The 18,187-nt window shown below is 30.2% G+C and carries 18 protein-coding genes, 3 tRNA genes and 1 rRNA gene; all 22 read left to right on the top strand.

Annotated elements, in window-relative coordinates; all coding sequences use genetic code 11:
* Positions 1-55 precede the first annotated feature (55 nt).
* The 22 genes from QN326_RS01880 (at position 56) to QN326_RS01985 (ending at position 18,119) form a co-directional block, all read left to right on the top strand.
* Entirely contained in the window at positions 56-178 is a 123-nt protein-coding gene (locus QN326_RS01880) for a hypothetical protein (RefSeq protein ID WP_274518120.1), read from the top strand.
* 21 nt (positions 179-199) lie between these two features.
* Positions 200-901 (top strand): AAA family ATPase, encoded by a 702-nt coding sequence (locus QN326_RS01885; RefSeq protein WP_342386782.1) that lies wholly within the window; start codon positions 200-202, stop codon positions 899-901.
* A 6-nt stretch (positions 902-907) separates the two neighbouring features.
* Positions 908-2,125 (top strand): hypothetical protein, encoded by a 1,218-nt coding sequence (locus QN326_RS01890; protein WP_342386762.1) that lies wholly within the window; start codon positions 908-910, stop codon positions 2,123-2,125.
* 142 nt (positions 2,126-2,267) lie between these two features.
* On the top strand, positions 2,268-2,585 hold the full coding sequence (locus QN326_RS01895) for a thioredoxin family protein (RefSeq protein WP_034172118.1): 318 nt from the start codon (positions 2,268-2,270) through the stop codon (positions 2,583-2,585).
* A 33-nt stretch (positions 2,586-2,618) separates the two neighbouring features.
* Positions 2,619-3,470 carry a tRNA pseudouridine(55) synthase TruB gene (gene truB, locus QN326_RS01900; protein WP_342386763.1) on the top strand — a complete coding sequence of 284 codons (852 nt, stop codon included), beginning with the start codon at positions 2,619-2,621 and terminating at the stop codon, positions 3,468-3,470.
* Between the two features lie 118 nt (positions 3,471-3,588).
* Positions 3,589-4,326 (top strand): pseudouridine synthase, encoded by a 738-nt coding sequence (locus tag QN326_RS01905; RefSeq protein ID WP_342386764.1) that lies wholly within the window; start codon positions 3,589-3,591, stop codon positions 4,324-4,326.
* A gap of 45 nt (positions 4,327-4,371) precedes the next feature.
* The gene (gene cmk, locus QN326_RS01910; RefSeq protein ID WP_342386783.1) at positions 4,372-5,037 is read left to right on the top strand and encodes a (d)CMP kinase; all 666 of its coding nucleotides are present in this window, start codon (positions 4,372-4,374) and stop codon (positions 5,035-5,037) included.
* A complete protein-coding gene (gene der, locus QN326_RS01915) occupies positions 5,038-6,474 on the top strand; it encodes a ribosome biogenesis GTPase Der (protein ID WP_034172121.1) in 1,437 nt (478 codons plus the stop codon).
* A 213-nt stretch (positions 6,475-6,687) separates the two neighbouring features.
* Positions 6,688-7,677 (top strand): NAD(P)H-dependent glycerol-3-phosphate dehydrogenase, encoded by a 990-nt coding sequence (locus QN326_RS01920; protein ID WP_342386765.1) that lies wholly within the window; start codon positions 6,688-6,690, stop codon positions 7,675-7,677.
* Between the two features lie 176 nt (positions 7,678-7,853).
* A complete protein-coding gene (locus tag QN326_RS01925) occupies positions 7,854-8,138 on the top strand; it encodes an HU family DNA-binding protein (protein WP_011160617.1) in 285 nt (94 codons plus the stop codon).
* A gap of 108 nt (positions 8,139-8,246) precedes the next feature.
* On the top strand, positions 8,247-8,465 hold the full coding sequence (locus QN326_RS01930; RefSeq protein ID WP_173401680.1) for a hypothetical protein: 219 nt from the start codon (positions 8,247-8,249) through the stop codon (positions 8,463-8,465).
* 92 nt (positions 8,466-8,557) lie between these two features.
* A complete protein-coding gene (locus QN326_RS01935; protein WP_342386766.1) occupies positions 8,558-9,526 on the top strand; it encodes a hypothetical protein in 969 nt (322 codons plus the stop codon).
* 82 nt (positions 9,527-9,608) lie between these two features.
* On the top strand, positions 9,609-9,758 hold the full coding sequence (gene rpmG / locus QN326_RS01940) for a 50S ribosomal protein L33 (protein ID WP_011160619.1): 150 nt from the start codon (positions 9,609-9,611) through the stop codon (positions 9,756-9,758).
* A 359-nt stretch (positions 9,759-10,117) separates the two neighbouring features.
* Positions 10,118-11,380, top strand: coding sequence for an aminopeptidase P family protein (locus tag QN326_RS01945; RefSeq protein WP_342386767.1), 1,263 nt, complete (start codon positions 10,118-10,120; stop codon positions 11,378-11,380).
* A gap of 35 nt (positions 11,381-11,415) precedes the next feature.
* A tRNA-Cys gene (locus QN326_RS01950) sits at positions 11,416-11,489 on the top strand.
* Positions 11,490-11,644: 155 nt separating this feature from the next.
* Positions 11,645-11,736: transfer RNA gene (locus tag QN326_RS01955), tRNA-Ser, on the top strand.
* 380 nt (positions 11,737-12,116) lie between these two features.
* The gene (gene proS / locus QN326_RS01960; protein WP_011160621.1) at positions 12,117-13,541 is read left to right on the top strand and encodes a proline--tRNA ligase; all 1,425 of its coding nucleotides are present in this window, start codon (positions 12,117-12,119) and stop codon (positions 13,539-13,541) included.
* 226 nt (positions 13,542-13,767) lie between these two features.
* Entirely contained in the window at positions 13,768-13,902 is a 135-nt protein-coding gene (gene rpmH / locus QN326_RS01965) for a 50S ribosomal protein L34 (protein WP_024563646.1), read from the top strand.
* Between the two features lie 181 nt (positions 13,903-14,083).
* Positions 14,084-14,431, top strand: a complete 348-nt coding sequence (rnpA, locus tag QN326_RS01970; protein WP_034172051.1) for a ribonuclease P protein component — start codon at positions 14,084-14,086, stop codon at positions 14,429-14,431.
* An 18-nt stretch (positions 14,432-14,449) separates the two neighbouring features.
* Positions 14,450-16,027: a YidC/Oxa1 family membrane protein insertase gene (locus QN326_RS01975; protein ID WP_342386768.1), complete on the top strand. Its 1,578-nt coding sequence runs from the start codon at positions 14,450-14,452 to the stop codon at positions 16,025-16,027.
* 361 nt (positions 16,028-16,388) lie between these two features.
* Positions 16,389-16,472: transfer RNA gene (locus QN326_RS01980), tRNA-Tyr, on the top strand.
* Between the two features lie 114 nt (positions 16,473-16,586).
* A 16S ribosomal RNA gene (locus QN326_RS01985) occupies positions 16,587-18,119 on the top strand.
* Positions 18,120-18,187: the final 68 nt, after the last annotated feature.

An 18,187-nucleotide genomic window follows, 5' to 3' on the forward strand; every position in this document is an offset into this window, starting at 1 on the left:
TTGCCTGATCCTTTTTATAATATCTTTTTGGAATTATTTTCTTTTTGCAAATTTAATGGTAAAAGGGGCAATACCCAAAAAAAATAATCCAGAAAAAGAATCCGAACAACCACAATCACAAGAAACAATTGCCAAACAAACTCCCAAAAAAAGAATAAAAAGATCTTCCAAACAATAAAACAAAACGGATTTTGAGCCAATCTCAAGTGAAACTAAATTTAATGATGTGGCAGGGATGGAAGAAGAAAAACAACTTCTCCAACGTTTTATTGATTTTTTAAAAGAACCTAAAAAATATCATGAAGCAGGAGCCAAAATTCCTAAAGGAATTTTGTTGTATGGACCTCCAGGAACAGGAAAAACCTTACTTGTAAAAGCTCTTGCAGGTGAATCAGACTCATCCTTTTATGCTTTTAGTGGTACTGATTTTTTGCAAAGAATTCATGGTGATGGTGCTAAAAAAGTAAGAGATTTGTTTGAAAAAACAAAAACCCATAAAACAAGCATTATTTTTATTGATGAAATTGATTCTTTTGGTATTGCTAGAAACGATTTTAGCCAAAAAGAAAAAGAAATAACTACAGAATTATTAAATCAAATGGATGGGATTAAATCCAAAGATAATGAAAATAATGTCATTTTGATAGCTGCTACTAACAGAGTAGAATCTCTAGATTCTGCCTTGCTTCGTCCAGGACGTTTTGATTATGTAGTTAATGTTTTGCTCCCTGACCTTAAAGCAAGAAAAGCTATTTTAAAATTATGTGCTAAAGGCAAACAAATAGCTGATGAGGATATTAATTTAGAACAATTAGCCCAAGAAACCCAAGGATTAAGTGGTGCTCAACTCAAAGCCATTTTAAATGAGGCTTCAATGCTTCAAGCAGAAAAAAACAAATAACAAGAATTGCAAAAAATTTCTTCTGAAACAATTATTCAAGCTAAAGAAAACGTTTTATTAGGGATAACAAATTCTTCCAAAACATATAATCACAAAGAAAAAGAAATTGTTGCTACTCATGCAGCTGCTAAAATAATTATCAGCCAAGTCAAAAACACTCATTTTTTAAGTTCGTTTTCTTTAATTCCACGCTCTTCTGATAAAATATTGACTTTATTTGCTAAAGAACAGACCCCTAATATTTTATTAAAAGAAACTTTAATCCAAGAAATTACCGTTCTTTTAGCAGGAAAATCTGCTGAAGAAGTGATTTGCGAAACAACTATTGATAAAGTTTGTTCTGATTTTGTTGAGGCTTTCCACAAATCCCAAGAACTAACACGTTTTTTTGGTTATAATTCGATATCAGTTAAAGATAAAGAAGATTTACAAAGAGATATTTTAAAAAAATGTTTTTCTGATGCCAAAGCTTTAGTGAAATTAAATGAACCTTTAATTAAAGAATTGTCTCAAAAATTACAAGAACAAAATATCACTCCAATGCCACAAATTAAAGAATTTTTACAAAACAAACAAATAAAAGATATGAAAGAAATTAAAATTCAACCATTCCAACCTGCAAAAGGTTTTAACAAAACTACTATTTGGCATTTTATTTGCACTTTGCTTTTTGTCCTTTTTCTTTTATTATCAAAAATTTTAATTTTTAAAACCATTTATTGGTTGTTTGCTATTCCTAAAAATTCTTTTATTTTCAAGAAAAAAATTATCACCCCCTTTTTAATTGTGGTAAGTTTGATGTTTTCTATTTTGTTGTTTTCTTTTGATTGCTATCATCATTTGCCTTTTATAAATGCCACTTCCAACATTACTGTTTCTGATTTATTGAATAAAATTGATAATTATGAAACCAAAAAAATTACTTATGTTGCTAAAAATAGTTGGCTGGAAGGTTTTTATTACCATATCAAATTAATTGATAAAAACGGAGTCCCTTTTTATTGCAAACTAAAACCTATTTCTCAAAACATTTTGGAACAAAAAATAGCTTCTCTTAAATACAAAGATTTTATTTCCCAAGAAGAAAAATATTTTGATTGGGTAAACTTATTAATTAAAATAATCCTTTCTTTGTCTTCATTTGTGTTTTTGCTTTATGGTTGCCTTAACATTAAACGGATTAGAAAACAATTCTCAAACGAACAAATTTCCAAAAAAATATGATTCATAAAAATGCATTTTTTCATTTTGTTTTAAAAATTAAAATAACTAAAACATATCTTTATTAATTAACATTTTTTAAATTATAATAAATGGTGTATGCCAAAACCCAAACCCCAAAAAAACAAAAGGAGTTTTAAATATAATGAGTAATTTAATGAATTATCAAGGACAAGATTTTGAAACCATAACTGCCACACAACAATTGGTAGTTGTTGATTTTTTTGCTACATGGTGTCCTCCATGTCAAAGATTATTGCCTGTTTTGGATGAAGTTTGCCTTTTAGAAAAAGACATTCTTTTTTACAAAGTAGACGTTGATTTTTTTAGACAATTAGCATTAGAAAAAGGTGTTTCTGGCTTTCCCACCCTTATTTTATACAAAGATAAAAAAGAATTAGCAAGACATAGTGGTTTTCTAAATAAAGAAGACTTGCTTAAATTTTTACATTCTTATAAATAATTTTACCACAAACCGAAAGTAAAATCAAACGTTATGAACGGATTTTTTTTAGTCAACAAACCAGAAAAGATGACATCACATGATGTAGTTTTTCAAATTAAAAAAAAATTTCATTTTGACAAAGTAGGACACACAGGAACTCTTGATCCTTTAGCCTCAGGACTTTTAATTATTTGTGTGGGTAAAGCCACTAAACTGGCTTTTTTGTTCGATAAACTACCAAAAACTTATCAAGGAACCTTTCTTTTTAATAAACATTATGATACTTTGGATGTGACAGGTAAATTGTTGGATACCAAAAACACCCCTTTAACTGATTGTACCATCCAAAAAAGTTTTGCATCTTTTCATCAAAAAAAGTATTTGCAAATACCTCCTATGTTTTCAGCAGTTAAAATTAAAGGGAAAAAAATGTATCGTTTAGCACGCAAAAATCAAGTTGTAGATATTCCTCCAAGAGAAGTTTTTATTCATCATTTTGAAAAAACATCTTTGTTTTGTCGCGACCAAGTAGATTTTTTGGCACATGTTTCCAAAGGAACTTATATTAGAAGTCTTGCGCGCGATCTAGCTTTGCAATTAAATACTTATGGTGCTCTTCTTCGTTTGCAAAGAACTGTAATTGGCACGCATTTATTACAAAACGCTAAAACTATTGAAAATTTAGAACTCAATGATTTGATTTTGGATAGTACTTTTTTTGCTGCTTACGATGAACTTATTTTAAATGATTATTTAATTAAGTTAGTAAAAAACGGCACTCATTTAGACCAAAGACAAATAACTACTAAAAAACCTTTTATAGTTAAAGATAGTAATAAAAATTTTGTTGCTTATTATGATACCTTGGATGAAAATAAATACTATCCGCGTTATTTTTTTTAATTTGCAATATTTTTAATTATTAACTATTAGAAAAACAAAAGACATTTTTGAACAATATTTTAATAATAAGTTTTTAAACATCAAACCACACAATCAAGTAAGGAAGGATTGGAAAATAATGCAAAGATTACAAAAAGTTTTGGCTTATGCAAATGTGGCATCTAGAAGAAAAGCAGAAATTTTAATTTTGGAAAAACGCATTAAAGTTAATGGCAAAATTATTTCTGAATTAGGAACCAAAGTATCTTCCAGCGACATTATAACTTTGGATGACAAACCGATCACCAAAACCACTTATTCTTATTTTTTGCTCAACAAGCCCAATGGATTTCTTTCCACTGCCAAAGACAATAAAAAACGCCCTACTGTTTTGGATTTAATCGAAGAAGCAAGCATACAAAGATTATATCCGATAGGACGCCTTGATTTTAATACTACAGGACTACTTTTAATTACTAATGACGGCGATCTTACTCAAAAATTAACCCATCCTTCCTTTTGTATTCCTAAAGAATATCATGTTAAAATTAATGCTTGTTTGCAAAAAAAAGACCTTGCCACATTCCGCAAAGGAATTATCATTGATAAAAATTATTTGGCTGTTTGTAAAGAAATTGATATTTTGAAAAGTTCTTATACACCCAAACCTTCTACTTGGTTAAAGCTAGTAATAACTGAAGGAAAAAACAGGCAAGTTCGTAAAATGATGCAAGCTTTAGGCTATCAAGTTTTAAAGTTAAAACGTTATCGTTATTCTTTTTTAACTATTGAAAATCTCACAATAGGTGCTTATCGCCCTTTAAAAATTCATGAAATTAAAAAATTAAAAACCTTAACTACTCAAATACCGCATTAATTTAGTAAATTTAAGATCACTATAAGGAGTTAGTTATATATGCATATGAAAAGTTTTAAAATCGCCATTGATGGTCCGGCAGGTTCTGGCAAAAGCACTATTAGTAAAAAGTTGTCCCAAAAATTAGGTTGGAATCACATTGATACTGGAGCAATGTTTCGGGCACTAACTTTATATTTGTTAGAAAATGAAGTTTCATGGCATCATGAAAAAAGTCTTAATCAAGCTTTAGATAAAATCAATCTTTCTTATTCTTGTAATAAAATTTTTCTTAATCAAGAAGACGTTTCTTTAAAAATTAAGTCTTTGGACGTCGAAAAACATGTCTCTTCAGTAGCTTTAATTCCTGCTGTAAGAACTAAATTATTGAAATTGCAAAAAGAAATTTGTGGCAATACTCCTAATTTAATTATGGATGGAAGAGATATTGGAACAGTTGTAATGCCAGATGCTAATTTAAAAATTTTTCTTACTGCCAACATTACTAAAAGAGCTTTGAGAAAACAACAAGAAGATGCCCAAAAAGGAAAAATCACAGACATTGCTCAAATTATGAAACAACTCAAGGAACGCGATCATAAAGATTATCATCGCCAACTTGCTCCCTTATCTAAAGCTTTAGATGCCATTTTACTAGATACTACCGAATTATCGATTGATGAAGTAATTGCCAAAATTATTGCCTTAATTGATAAAAAAAGGAGAACTTAAATGTCTTTTAAAATTGCTATTGTGGGTCGTCCTAATGTTGGCAAATCAAGTTTGTTTAACCGCATTATTGGGAAAAGACACGCTATTACTCATCAAAAAGCAGGCATTACTCGGGACCGCATTTATGCTACTGCCGAGTGGCTTACTAAAACATTTGGAGTTATTGATACGGGCGGTATCGAAATTCAATCAACTCCTTTTTTGGAACAAATTAAATTACAAGCTCAACTTGCAGTTGATGAAGCTGATGTAATTGTTTTTGTAGTTGATGGGCAAACAGGACTTACTCAAAATGACATTTATTTAGCTAAACTTTTGTATAAAACTAAAAAACCAGTTCTTTTGGCAGTTAATAAAATTGACAACCACAATTTATTATCTAACACTTATGAATTTTATGCTCTGGGATTTGATACTCCTTTTGCAATTAGTACTCAACATGGTATAGGTATAGGTGATTTGTTAGATAAAATTGTTTTTCTTATGCGCGATGCTGCTTTAATTTCTGATTCTTCCTTTTTAGAAGACCTTCCAATAGATACAGCTTTGCAAAGCCCCCCTTCCGAATTTAATTATGAAATCCCAGAAAAACAACTGTTAGAACCAGAACAAAACCAAAACCAAGAAAAAGACAACAACATTATTAAATTTTGTGTTGTGGGACGCCCAAACGTTGGCAAATCAACCCTTACTAATTCTCTTTTAGCATCCCAAAGAATGATTGTCTCTGATATGGCAGGAACTACCACCGATGCTGTTGATACTTTTTTTGAAAATGATGGGCAAAAATACCAAATTATTGACACTGCAGGTATTAAAAAAAGAGGTAAAATTTATGAACAAGAAGACAAATACAGCGTTTTGCGTGCTTTAGGTGCTTTGGAAAAAGCAGATATTGCTTGTTTAGTTTTAGATGCTAAAGAAGGTATTTTAGAACAAGATAAAAATATTGCAGGGTTTATTTTAGAACATCATAAAGCTTGCATTATTATTGTCAATAAATGGGATTTGTTAGAAAAAGATACCAATACCCTAAAGAACTTTGAGCAAAAAATTCGTCAAGAGTTTGTTTTTTTATCTTATGCGCCTGTTATTTTCTTATCAGCTTTGAAAAAAAGTCGTCTTACTCAAATTTTTGCTATTTTAAAACGAGTTTTTAACAATTATAAAAGTCAGTTTAGCACTAGTCTTTTAAACGATATTTTACAAGAAGCAACTCTTATAACTCCTCCCACTTTCTTTAATCAAAAAAAAGCTAAGTTTCAATATATTTTTCAAACTAAAACCAAAGCTCCTGAATTTCTTTGTTTTGTTAATGACCCTAAACATATTCATTTTTCTTATGAAAGATTTTTAAAAAATCAATTTAGAAAAAGCCTTGATTTAGAAGGAACACCCCTCAAAATTATTTTTCATCAAAAAAAGTCTAATTTTTAAAACTATTTTGAATCCCCCTTTTTCTCCTTCCCCTTCTTTTTGCATTTTGTTTGCAAGTATTTTATTATTTGTTCTTATTTTATGATTTAATTATAGTGGTTGAAAAAAAATTCAACCTTATTTTTAATTATCAAAAAAACTTTTGTCATTTTTGCTGTAACTTTTTTCATGACCGTTTTTGCTATTTTGATTACAAGAAAGAAGCTATATTTTATGAAAATTACTATTATTGGCAGTGGTGCTTGGGGTTCTACTTTGGCACAAGTTTTAACTGATAACAACAATCAAGTTTTACTCTATGACACTAACCTTTCTTATGTGGAAAAAATAAATCAAGGAAAACATCCCATTTTTAATGCTCCACTAGTAAATGTCAAAGCAGTTTCTTGCCTTAAACAAGCCCTTGATTATTCTGATTTGATAGTTTTGGCAGTTCCTATGAAATTTATGCGTCATCTTCTCAAACAAATTGCCCTTATGTTAACTACTCCCAAATCGTTTGTCAATGTTTCTAAAGGTATTGAACCTTTAACTTTTTTGCGTGTTTCTGAAATTGTCAAACAAGTTATTCCTGCCCCTCTTTTAGCTAATTTTGCTTCCTTAATGGGTCCATCGCATGCTGAAGAAGTTATTTTACGCAAATTAACTCTGTTAACTGCAGCTTCTTCCAATCCCGCTTTTGCCTTGGAAATTCAAAAATTATTTTCTTGCCCTAATTATTTGAAAGTATATACTTCTTCTGATTTGGTAGGAAATGAAATTTGCAGTGCTTTTAAAAATGTTTTAGCCTTTATTAACGGTATTTTAGTAGCCAAGAACTTTGGAATTAATTCTCAAGCAGCTTTGATGAGTCGTGGTATTTTAGAAATGTCGGTGTTAGTTACTTTTTATCAAGGAAACCCCCAAACCGTTTTAGGACTTCCAGGATTAGGTGATTTAATTGTGACTGCTTTTAGCAAATACTCCAGAAATTTTAATGCTGGTGCTAAAATTGCTGCAGGCATTACTTACCAACAAATTATTGACTCTTCTTTGCAAACCATCGAAGGATTCCAAACTCTTAATGCTTTTTATCAATTGCAATTAAAACATAATTTAGATCTGCCCATTATTCAAGCCTCTTATCAATTAATTTTTGAATCCAAGCCCTTTGAAACTGTTTTTGCAACTTTAATGCAAAGACCTTTCAAAAGTGAATTCTAAATTATTTTTTTACCCACCCACCATTTTTTTAATCCATTTTGCAAACACCCCCGCAGTCAATTAAGAATAAAATGCAAATAATTACCAATAATTTCAAATAATTGTTGGTTTGCGCTTGTAAATTATTTTTTTGATGTTATAATAAGTACGTAAATAAAAAGAAAAGGAGGCAAAAAATGAACAAATTAGAATTTTTAAGAAAATTAGCTGAAAAAAATGGCGTTAGTCAAAAAGAAGCTGATAAATTTCTTAATAACTTTATTGAAGTTATTTCTCAAAGTCTTCAAGAATTCAAAGAAGATGAAAAAGTTACTTTAACAGGTTTTGGCACCTTTGAAGTAAAACACAGAAGTGCTCGCGAAGGAAAAAATCCAAGAACTGGTAAAACTATTGACATTCCAGCTAAAAAGGTTCCTACTTTCAAATTTAGCAAAAGTTTTAAAGATCTTTTCGTTGCTTAAAATCTTTACTATTAAGTTTTTTAATATTTTACAATAAAAAAACAAACTAACTAGTTTGTTTTTTTATTTACACTTTTTGATAAAGTGAACCCATAAGGAAGTAGGTTAGTGCTTTTGCAACCCACAGCTAAAAATTATTTAATAGGAACTCGCGCCAAAGTTCAAAACGAACCCCAAATAGCAGTTATTACTCGCATTGATTATCAAAGAGGTTTTATTTACTTGTTATTTAAAAGAATGAGAGAAGAAAAATATCCTTTTCCCCAAGCCTTAGAACAAAACATTATTCAACCTATTGTTTCTAAAAATAAATCTCATCATCAATAATTTATCATTAATCAAATTTATAACTTATCTTCATTATCCATTATTTTAATTGCATTTGTAAATATTTAAATGTTAAATCAAAAAGGAAAGATATGAAAAGAAAATTAAGATTTAAAAAAATTGTTTTAAGAAATTATTTTAAAAAGCCCAATGTTGTTTTTCTTTTTTTAATGTTGTCTATTTGTACTTTAATGCTTGTTTTTTTTCATGATTTTAAAGAATGTGTTAACAAAGGACAAATTTATTGGCAATATAAGTACAAAGCCCCTACTTTTATGCCTGAAATTGATTTTGACACCACAGGAAAAGAAGACAACATTTTAGATTACGAAGAAGGTTATTATCCTGGGCACCACACTTTTATCAAAACAGTTTGGTATTTTACCCATCAAAGTAATTTATTTGTATTAATTGTTTATGCTTTATTTTTTACCAAAGTAAGACAAAAAAATTGGTATCATTATGTAGTTTTTGCATGTTTAGTTAGCATTTTGATGACAGCTTTAATTTTTCACACTTTAATTGATAAAGGTAGACATTTTTACGAACCTAAATTTAGTCTTTCTTTTTTTCTTTCTCATCTCCACCACACTTTAGCTCCTTTATGTTATCTATATTTTTATTTTAAAGTCAATTCTTATGCTATTCCTTATAAAAAAATGTGGATAGCTTTTATTCATCCCTTGCTTTATATGACCTTTTTTAGTTTATTTGGCTTTTTATCTATGCAAGATTATTTTCAAGATCTGCAAAAAGACAAACCAATTATAACTTCAGAAAAACAAGCAGCTAAAAGAGATCCTTTTAAAATGTTTCCTTATGTTTTCTTTTCTCCTTTTAAACAAAAATTAAATAATCCTGCAAATGCCCAAAATTTAGAAGATAAGGAAAATCGCCATCATAAACGTTATCGTTTTGTTTATTCATGTTATGACTTTGTTTGTTTGGTCTTTTCTTGCCTTTTTGTCTTTACAGTTTCTATGACTTATACTCTTTTATGGATTAAAAAACGTTTAATTAATAAAAAAACTACTCCTCATTATAAAAAAACTAAAAAATAATAATTTTAAAAACTCTTTATTATTTATTAAAAAATTTGATATAATAGTACTATATTGCTTAATTAGTTAGGAGAAAATTAACATGCGTGATTTAGTAAAATTAGTTTGTACAGAGTGCAAAAGAGAAAATTATCATACTGATAAAAATAAAAAAAAGACCCCAGGACGTTTAGAATTAAAAAAATACTGTCCTTTTTCTAGAACTCACACTCTACATAGAGAAAAAAAATGAAAAACAAAACAAATGTTTAATATTTAGAAAATCAAAACTTTTAGCCAAACAAATTTTTTCAATATTTTTCCAAGAAATTCGCAAAACAAAAGTTTAAATTACTTCCCAAAATCAAATTATTTAAATGTTTTAAAAAAGAAACATTATTTTGAAAATTAAAAATTTTTGGAATTATTTCCCAAAGCAAAAGTTTAAATTACTTCCCAAAATCAAATTTTTTCAAATCAAAAGTTAAATTATTTTGCCAAGTTTTTTGCCTGCTTTTTTATTCCAATTTTTTAATATTAAACATTTTTCCGTTTGCTTTATGAACTTATATTTTTTTCATTTCTATCTTAAAAAAGGAAAATCGTGTTTTTATGTTTTTGCACAATAGAAATAATTTCATCCAAAAAATGAAACCAAACACCGCTGCTCTTTTTTATTCTGGAAAAGCAATTACTAAGAGTGGCGATCAAACTTTTCCTTTTGAAGTTGATCATAATTTTTATTATTTGACAGGAATTAACCAACCAAACACTATTTTATTGTTGGTAAAAACACCTAATTTATCTCATACTTTTTTATTTTTAGAAGAAAATAACCCTAGTAAAGCCTTGTGGGATGGAGATATTTTGAGTTTTTCTGATGCTTCTTTGATATCTCAAATTAATTTATCAAACCTCAAAAACATATTAACTTTTGAAACTTTTTTATTTCAGATGATAAATCCTTTGAGAGGTTCTTTTGTGGATTCTTTAGAAGGTTTTTATTTTGACCTATCCAAGCAAACCTTAGACCAAAAAGCAAGTTGGGCTTTAGAATATTGTCAAAAAATGACTTCTTTATATCCTTTTTTGCAAGTTTATAATAGCTCTTCTTTTTTATTTTTTTTTCGTCAAACAAAAAGCGTTTACGAACAAACCCAAATCCAAAAAGCTCTAGATATCAATCATCAAGCCCTTAATTATTTATTAAAAAACTTAAAACCTGGAATGTATGAATATCAAATAGCTGCTCTTTTTCATTATTTTTTGGAAAATAACCAAACTCAAAAATCCTTTGAAACCATTGCTGCTTCAGGAAAAAATGCCTTAATTTTGCATTATAACAAACCTAACTGCCAATTAAAACCCAACGACCTTTTATTATTTGATGCTGGCGTTACTTATAATCATTATTCCTCTGATATTACTCGTTGTTATCCTGTAAGTGGACAATTTAGTTCTTTGCAAAAAGATATTTATAATTTAGTTCTTAAAGCTAACAAAGAAATCATTGCTTGGGTAAAACCGCATCACACCTTTACGCAATTAAACCAATATGGCAAAGATATTTTATTGCAAGGATTAAAAAAAATGTCTTTACTTAAAGAAGGCGAAACAATCCATCAATATTGCTATCACGGATTAGGACATCACTTAGGATTAGATATTCATGATGTTTGCAATTATACAGGTGTTATTGGAACAAACAGCGTAATTACTGTCGAACCAGGTCTATATTTAAAAGATTTAGGGATTGGAGTAAGAATTGAAGACAACCTTTTAATCACTCAAGAAGGGGCTGTTAATTTATCCAAACACATCCCTAAAGAAGTCAAAGACATTGAAGCTTTAATGAAACCATTTGTCACTCATTAATTTAATTATAACAAACTCGCATTAAAGCGATGTTTGGCCCTGTAGCCAAGTGGTAAGGCATGGCTCTGCAAAAGCTTGATCAACGGTTCAAATCCGTTCAGGGCCTCCATTTATTTTATTTTTTTAATCCACTTTTGGGATATTTTTTTAACACATCTCAATTACTATTTTTTTCATCCCCTCTTTTTTTTATTTTTATTTTTTATATTTGCTTACATTCACCTATTTATTTTTTTATTTTGCAAATCTATACAATATAATTTAGGAGTAGTACTCAAGTGGCTATAAGAGGCGTCCCTGCTAAGGACGTAGTCCGAGAAATCGGTGCAAGGGTTCGAATCCCTTCTGCTCCGCCATTTTGAATTTATTTTTTTATCCTTTATTTTTTAATAAATATCTGGTATTTTTTTAATCAATAAAAAAACTTTTATCCCCCCTTTTTTTATTATGGATTACCAAATTATCATCTCAACTGCAATTATTTCTTGTCATTTCCAAACTATAACAACATTATTATAAATCGAAATAAAAGAATTGTTAGATTCTTTAAAAAATAAATATTTTCAAAAGACCTTCATTTACAAGTCATCATTATGCTTTTAAATATTTATTTTTTATTATTTTTTCATGTTATAATATTTTTGCTTATAGTTTGTTCTTTCCCTGAAACCAACACAAATAACAAATTAATTAAAATATTTATAATATATTATAACTAAACAAAGGTAATGCAAAAATGAAAACAATGAAACGAGTTAAAACAGTTACTGCTCGCTCATCTGATTTTGGAAAATGGTATACAGATGTTTGTCTTAAAGCTGAATTAATAGCTTATTCTGAGGCAAAAGGTTTTATTATCTATCTTCCTTATGGTTATGCTTTGTGGGAAAATATTCAAAAACATCTTAATTGTACTTTACAAAAAACAGGTCATCAAAATGTTTATTTTCCGTTAGTTTTTCCAGAAAAACTATTTCACAAAGAAAAAAATCATATTCAAGGATTTTCTCCAGAAGCAGCAATGATAACAACTACAGGCAAAAAAAACTTATCCGAAAAACTAGTGATTCGCCCTACTTCAGAAATTTTATTTTCGCAATATTATTCTAAAACAATCACTTCTTATCGTGATTTACCTAAGTTATATAATCAATGGTGCAATGTGGTTCGCTGGGAAAAAACGACTAAACCTTTTTTAAGAGGTAAAGAGTTTTTGTGGCAAGAAGGACACACTGTTCATGCTACCGAACAAGAAGCGATGCAGCAAACTTTATCCATCCTTGATATTTATCAAAAGTTAGGCAAAAACCTTTTAGCCCTTCCTTTTGTATGTGGCAAAAAAACCGAAACAGAAAAATTTGCTGGAGCCCTCATCACTTATTCTATCGAAGCGTTAATGCATGACGGACAAGCTCTTCAAGCAGGAACTTCTCATTACTTAGGTACTAATTTTGCTAAATCGTTTCAAATCCAATTTCAAGATTGCGACCATCAAAAAAAATATGTTCATCAAACATCTTGGGGTGTTTCTACACGTTTAATTGGAGCTTTAATTATGGTTCACAGCGATGATGAAGGACTAGTTTTACCGCCTTATGTTTCTCCTATGCAAATTGTAATCATTCCTTTGCAACCTCAAGATGATGCAGTAAAACAAACATCCGAAAACCTCTTTTCCATCCTTCAAAAAAACTATCGCGTTCATCTCGATCTACAAGACAAAACTGCTGGTTGGAAATTTAGTCAATATGAACTTAAAGGTGTTCCTTTGCGTATAGAAATTGGCAAACGTGGTTTAGAAAATGATGAAGTTACTATTTTTCAAAGATATAACTTCGCCAAACAAAATATCAAAACCAAAGATTTGCCATCTCAAATCCCGCAATTATTTGAAACCATCCACAATAACATGTATCAAAAAGCACTGCAACATTTAGAACAAAATCGCAAACAAGCTACCACTTATGAAGAATTTAAAACTTATCTCAAACAAGGTGGTTATGTAGCAATGAGTATTTCAGGAACTGATGCCGAATTGCAAATTAAACAAGAAACAGGAGCTACTGCCAGAGTTATTTTGGAAACTAATTTAATTACTGCTAACTGCCCTGTTACTAACAAAAAAGCCCTTCAAACTGTCTTATTTGCTAGAGCTTATTGAAATTATTTTAAAAATGATTTGTTATAAAAGCCAACCAAAAAGTTTCAACACATTTAATACTAAATCATTTCTCCAAATATTTTCTTTCTTTTTATAAACATTTTATTTTTTACATTTTTACCCCCACAACCACTATTTTTTAATTATTCAAAACTTTTAGGCTTGACATTTCATACTAAAAAAGCTATAATTAAGGAAGTGTGTTAAAAAGAAAAGAGGTTTTTTTATGAAACGAACATATCAACCTAGTAAAATCAAAAGAAAAAGAACTCATGGTTTTAGAGCCAGAATGGCAACTGTTGGAGGATGCAAAGTTCTTGCTAGAAGAAGAGCTAAAGGACGTTTGCAACTAACAGTTTAAAATCAAACTAACTTGATTTTGATTAATTCAAACCAAAAATAAACACCGCTTTTTCGGTGTTTTTTTGATAAATTTCTTTTTATTGCTATTGTATCATTAATAATTGTGGAATTTATATTTTTTAAAATTGTTAATTGATGTTTTGAATATAAAAGTTAAGAATTTTAGGATTATTAAGAAGATGAAAAGAAAATATATTCTTAAAAAAGAAAGCGAAATCACCCCTGTTTTTAAATCTAAAAAAAGATACGGGAACTCCCTTTTTATTATTTATTACGTCAAACAAACTGCCTTTCCTCATTTTAAATTTGCTTTAAGTGTTGGCAAAAAATATGGTAAAGCCCACGAAAGAAATTTAATTAAACGTCGTTTAAGAGCAATTATTAGGAGTGTTTCTCCTTGCCTTAATCCCAAAATGTTTTTTGTTATTGTTATTAAAGCTCAAGCCAAAAGCCTAACTTTTCAACAATTAAAAACTTTCTTTTTGCAATTTGCTACCAAAACTCGCATATTACTTTCAAATAAATAAAATAAGGAGTTAATTAAAATGGATGTTAGAAATCATTCTTCAAAAAAAAAGTTTTTATTTTTAGCAATTTTTCTATTCGGGTTATTTTTTTGGCTCCTTACTCCTCCAAAGCGTGAAAAAATAGAAGTTTTTGACAAAGTTTTTGTTTTTAAAAGTAGCGAAAAATATGAAGAATATTTTACAAATAATGATCCTTCTAAATTAAATGAATGTGCTGATATTTTTGTGGTTTATGTTATCAATAACAAAAAGAAAGAAATTCAAATAGCTATGCAAGACGAATTTAAAGGCATGTTAAATAAAAAAAAACAAGCAAAATATTTTTTTGGTTTAATGAAAAAACCAGATCCTGAAGTAGAAGATGTTTCTAATTTTGATCTTTCTAAATTAAATAAAAAAGAATGTTTTTTAACTTTTAAACCAGATGCTGATGTTTTTAAAAATAAAAACGATAAAGAAAAAACCGAATTCAAAAATAAATTAATGAAGGATTTTTTAACAGTTTCTGCAGGCACTAATGATGATTATATTCAAAACAATAAATATCAAAAAAAAGAATTAAAAGATGCATTAGAATTTAGAACATATGAAGATAAAACCCCTCTTTCTTTAGAAAATATAAAATTAGATTTTGACAAAGATCATTATGCAGAAAATATCAAAAACACTTCCAATAATGATTCATCTAACATTGATATTAAATTTACAAACAACAATAACGACCATTTAATATCTAGAAAACTTTTTATAACTAATTCTTCAGTTCCAATTCAATTTCCTTCTAGACTGGAATGGAGCCTGTTTGGTTATTTTTGGAATGTTTTAATAATTTCAATTGGCTCTTTTTTATATTTTTTCTCAACTTTCTTAGTTTCTGGTGCTTCTGGTATGTTTTTTGGCAACTTAGGGTTAGGAATTGTTTTAGCTACTATTTTCATCCGTACTTTAACTTGGCCTATTTATACTAAAACAAGTACTTTGAGTATGAATATGAGTTTAATTCAGCCCGAAATTGAAAAAGTAAAGCAAAAATATGCTCTCAAAAAAGATCCTGCCTCAGCTCAAAAAATGCAGTTAGAAATTTTAAAAGTTTATCGCAAAAATAATTTTTCTTTTTGGGGCTTTTTATTGTCTTTCTTGCAACTTCCCTTATTTATTGCAATTAATCAAACCTTAAGTCGCTTTATTATTCCTGGAGGTATTTTTGCAACTGATAAATTAATTGAAAAGCCCTTTTTAGGATTCATTAATTTAAACCCTTCTAATCCCAATAATGCTTTTGTTATCTTTTTGCTTTCTTTTTTAGTGGGAGCAACGATGTTTATTTTGAATAAAATTAGTTTTAAAAAACCAGATTATTTAAAAACCCCTTCTTATCATTTGACTTCAGAACAAAAACAAAAAGCTAAACAATCAGAAAAAAGCATGAAAATTATGAGTGTTTTTATGATTTTAATGATGGTATTTTTCTCGCGTTCTAACCCAATATTGTCTTTATATTGGATTGTGGGAAACACCTATACTATTTTCCAAACTTTGCTCACTAGAAAAAAGATGCAACAAAAATATTTTGCATTAAAACAAAACGCTTTATAAAAACTTTTTCCTTCATCAATACTTGCAACAATTCAAAAATCAAAATAAGTAAAAAACAAACAAAACTTTTATATTTTTTTCTGCAGTTCTTAATTTTCATCCTTATAATTTTTAAAAAACATCTTTTGGAAAGCAACATATTTAGTTAGGATAATTTCTTCATAAATATATTTTTTATTTTGCAAAAAAAATATTTCAAACACCATTATCCAATTCCAAAATATCTTTTTCCAAACCCCAAATTCCTATCAAAAATAACAACCTAAATTAAAATTTAAAAAAAATCAAAAAAGCTTGCTTTTCATTTTTATATGTGCTATAATATCTAAGGTAAATAAATTTGAAATTGTTAAGCAATTTCGGAGGGATAGCGAAGTGGCTAAACGCAGCAGTCTGTAAAACTGTTCCGTAAGGTACGGTGGTTCGAATCCACCTCCCTTCACCATTAATTTTTTTAATCTTTGAAAACTGAAGATGATAATTAACGAATATTTTTAATTATTTTTTAACACCTTAAAATTGACACCAAAAAGCAATTTTTGATGTATCAATTTTGTAACATACGAAGAGTTTGATCCTGGCTCAGGATTAACGCTGGCGGCGTGCCTAATACATGCAAGTCGAACGGAAGTTTAAGCAATTAAACTTTAGTGGCGAACGGGTGAGTAACGCGTAAGCAATCTGCCCCTAAGACGAGGATAACAGTTGGAAACGACTGCTAAGACTGGATAGGAGACAAGAGGGCATCTTCTTGTTTTTAAAAGACCTAGCAATAGGTATGCTTAGGGAGGAGCTTGCGTCACATTAGTTAGTTGGTGGGGTAAAGGCCTAACAAGACTATGATGTGTAGCCGGGCTGAGAGGTTGAACGGCCACATTGGGACTGAGACACGGCCCAAACTCCTACGGGAGGCAGCAGTAGGGAATTTTCGGCAATGGAGGAAACTCTGACCGAGCAACGCCGCGTGAACGATGAAGTATTTCGGTACGTAAAGTTCTTTTATTAGGGAAGAATAAATGATGGAAAAATCATTCTGACGGTACCTAATGAATAAGCCCCGGCTAACTATGTGCCAGCAGCCGCGGTAATACATAGGGGGCAAGCGTTATCCGGAATTATTGGGCGTAAAGGGTGCGTAGGCGGTTAAATAAGTTTATGGTCTAAGTGCAATGCTCAACATTGTGATGCTATAAAAACTGTTTAGCTAGAGTAAGATAGAGGCAAGTGGAATTCCATGTGTAGTGGTAAAATGCGTAAATATATGGAGGAACACCAGTAGCGAAGGCGGCTTGCTGGGTCTTTACTGACGCTGAGGCACGAAAGCGTGGGGAGCAAACAGGATTAGATACCCTGGTAGTCCACGCCGTAAACGATGAGTACTAAACGTTGGGTAAAACCAGTGTTGAAGTTAACACATTAAGTACTCCGCCTGAGTAGTACGTACGCAAGTATGAAACTTAAAGGAATTGACGGGACTCCGCACAAGCGGTGGATCATGTTGTTTAATTCGAAGGTACCCGAAAAACCTCACCAGGTCTTGACATGCTTCTGCAAAGCTGTAGAAACACAGTGGAGGTTATCAGTTGCACAGGTGGTGCATGGTTGTCGTCAGCTCGTGTCGTGAGATGTTGGGTTAAGTCCCGCAACGAGCGCAACCCTTATTGTTAGTTACCAGCACGTAATGGTGGGGACTTTAGCAAGACTGCCAGTGATAAATTGGAGGAAGGTGGGGACGACGTCAAATCATCATGCCCCTTATGACCTGGGCTACAAACGTGATACAATGGCTGTTACAAAGGGTAGCTGAAGCGCAAGTTTTTGGCAAATCTCAAAAAAACAGTCTCAGTTCGGATTGAAGTCTGCAACTCGACTTCATGAAGTTGGAATCGCTAGTAATCGCGAATCAGCATGTCGCGGTGAATACGTTCTCGGGGTTTGTACACACCGCCCGTCAAACCACGAAAGTTGGCAATACCCAAAGCCGGTGGCCTAACTTCGCAAGAAGAGGGAACCGTCTAAGGTAGGGTCGATGATTGGGGTTAAGTCGTAACAAGGTATCCCTACCGGAAGGTGGGGATGGATCACCTCCTTTCTAAGGAAACAATTATCATCTTCAGTTTTGAGAGACTTAAGAAAGTTTTTCATTGTCACTTGCTTGCA

This window comes from Candidatus Phytoplasma asteris, assembly GCF_038505995.1.
GTDB classification, from domain to species: Bacteria; Bacillota_I; Bacilli_A; order Acholeplasmatales; family Acholeplasmataceae; genus Phytoplasma; species Phytoplasma asteris.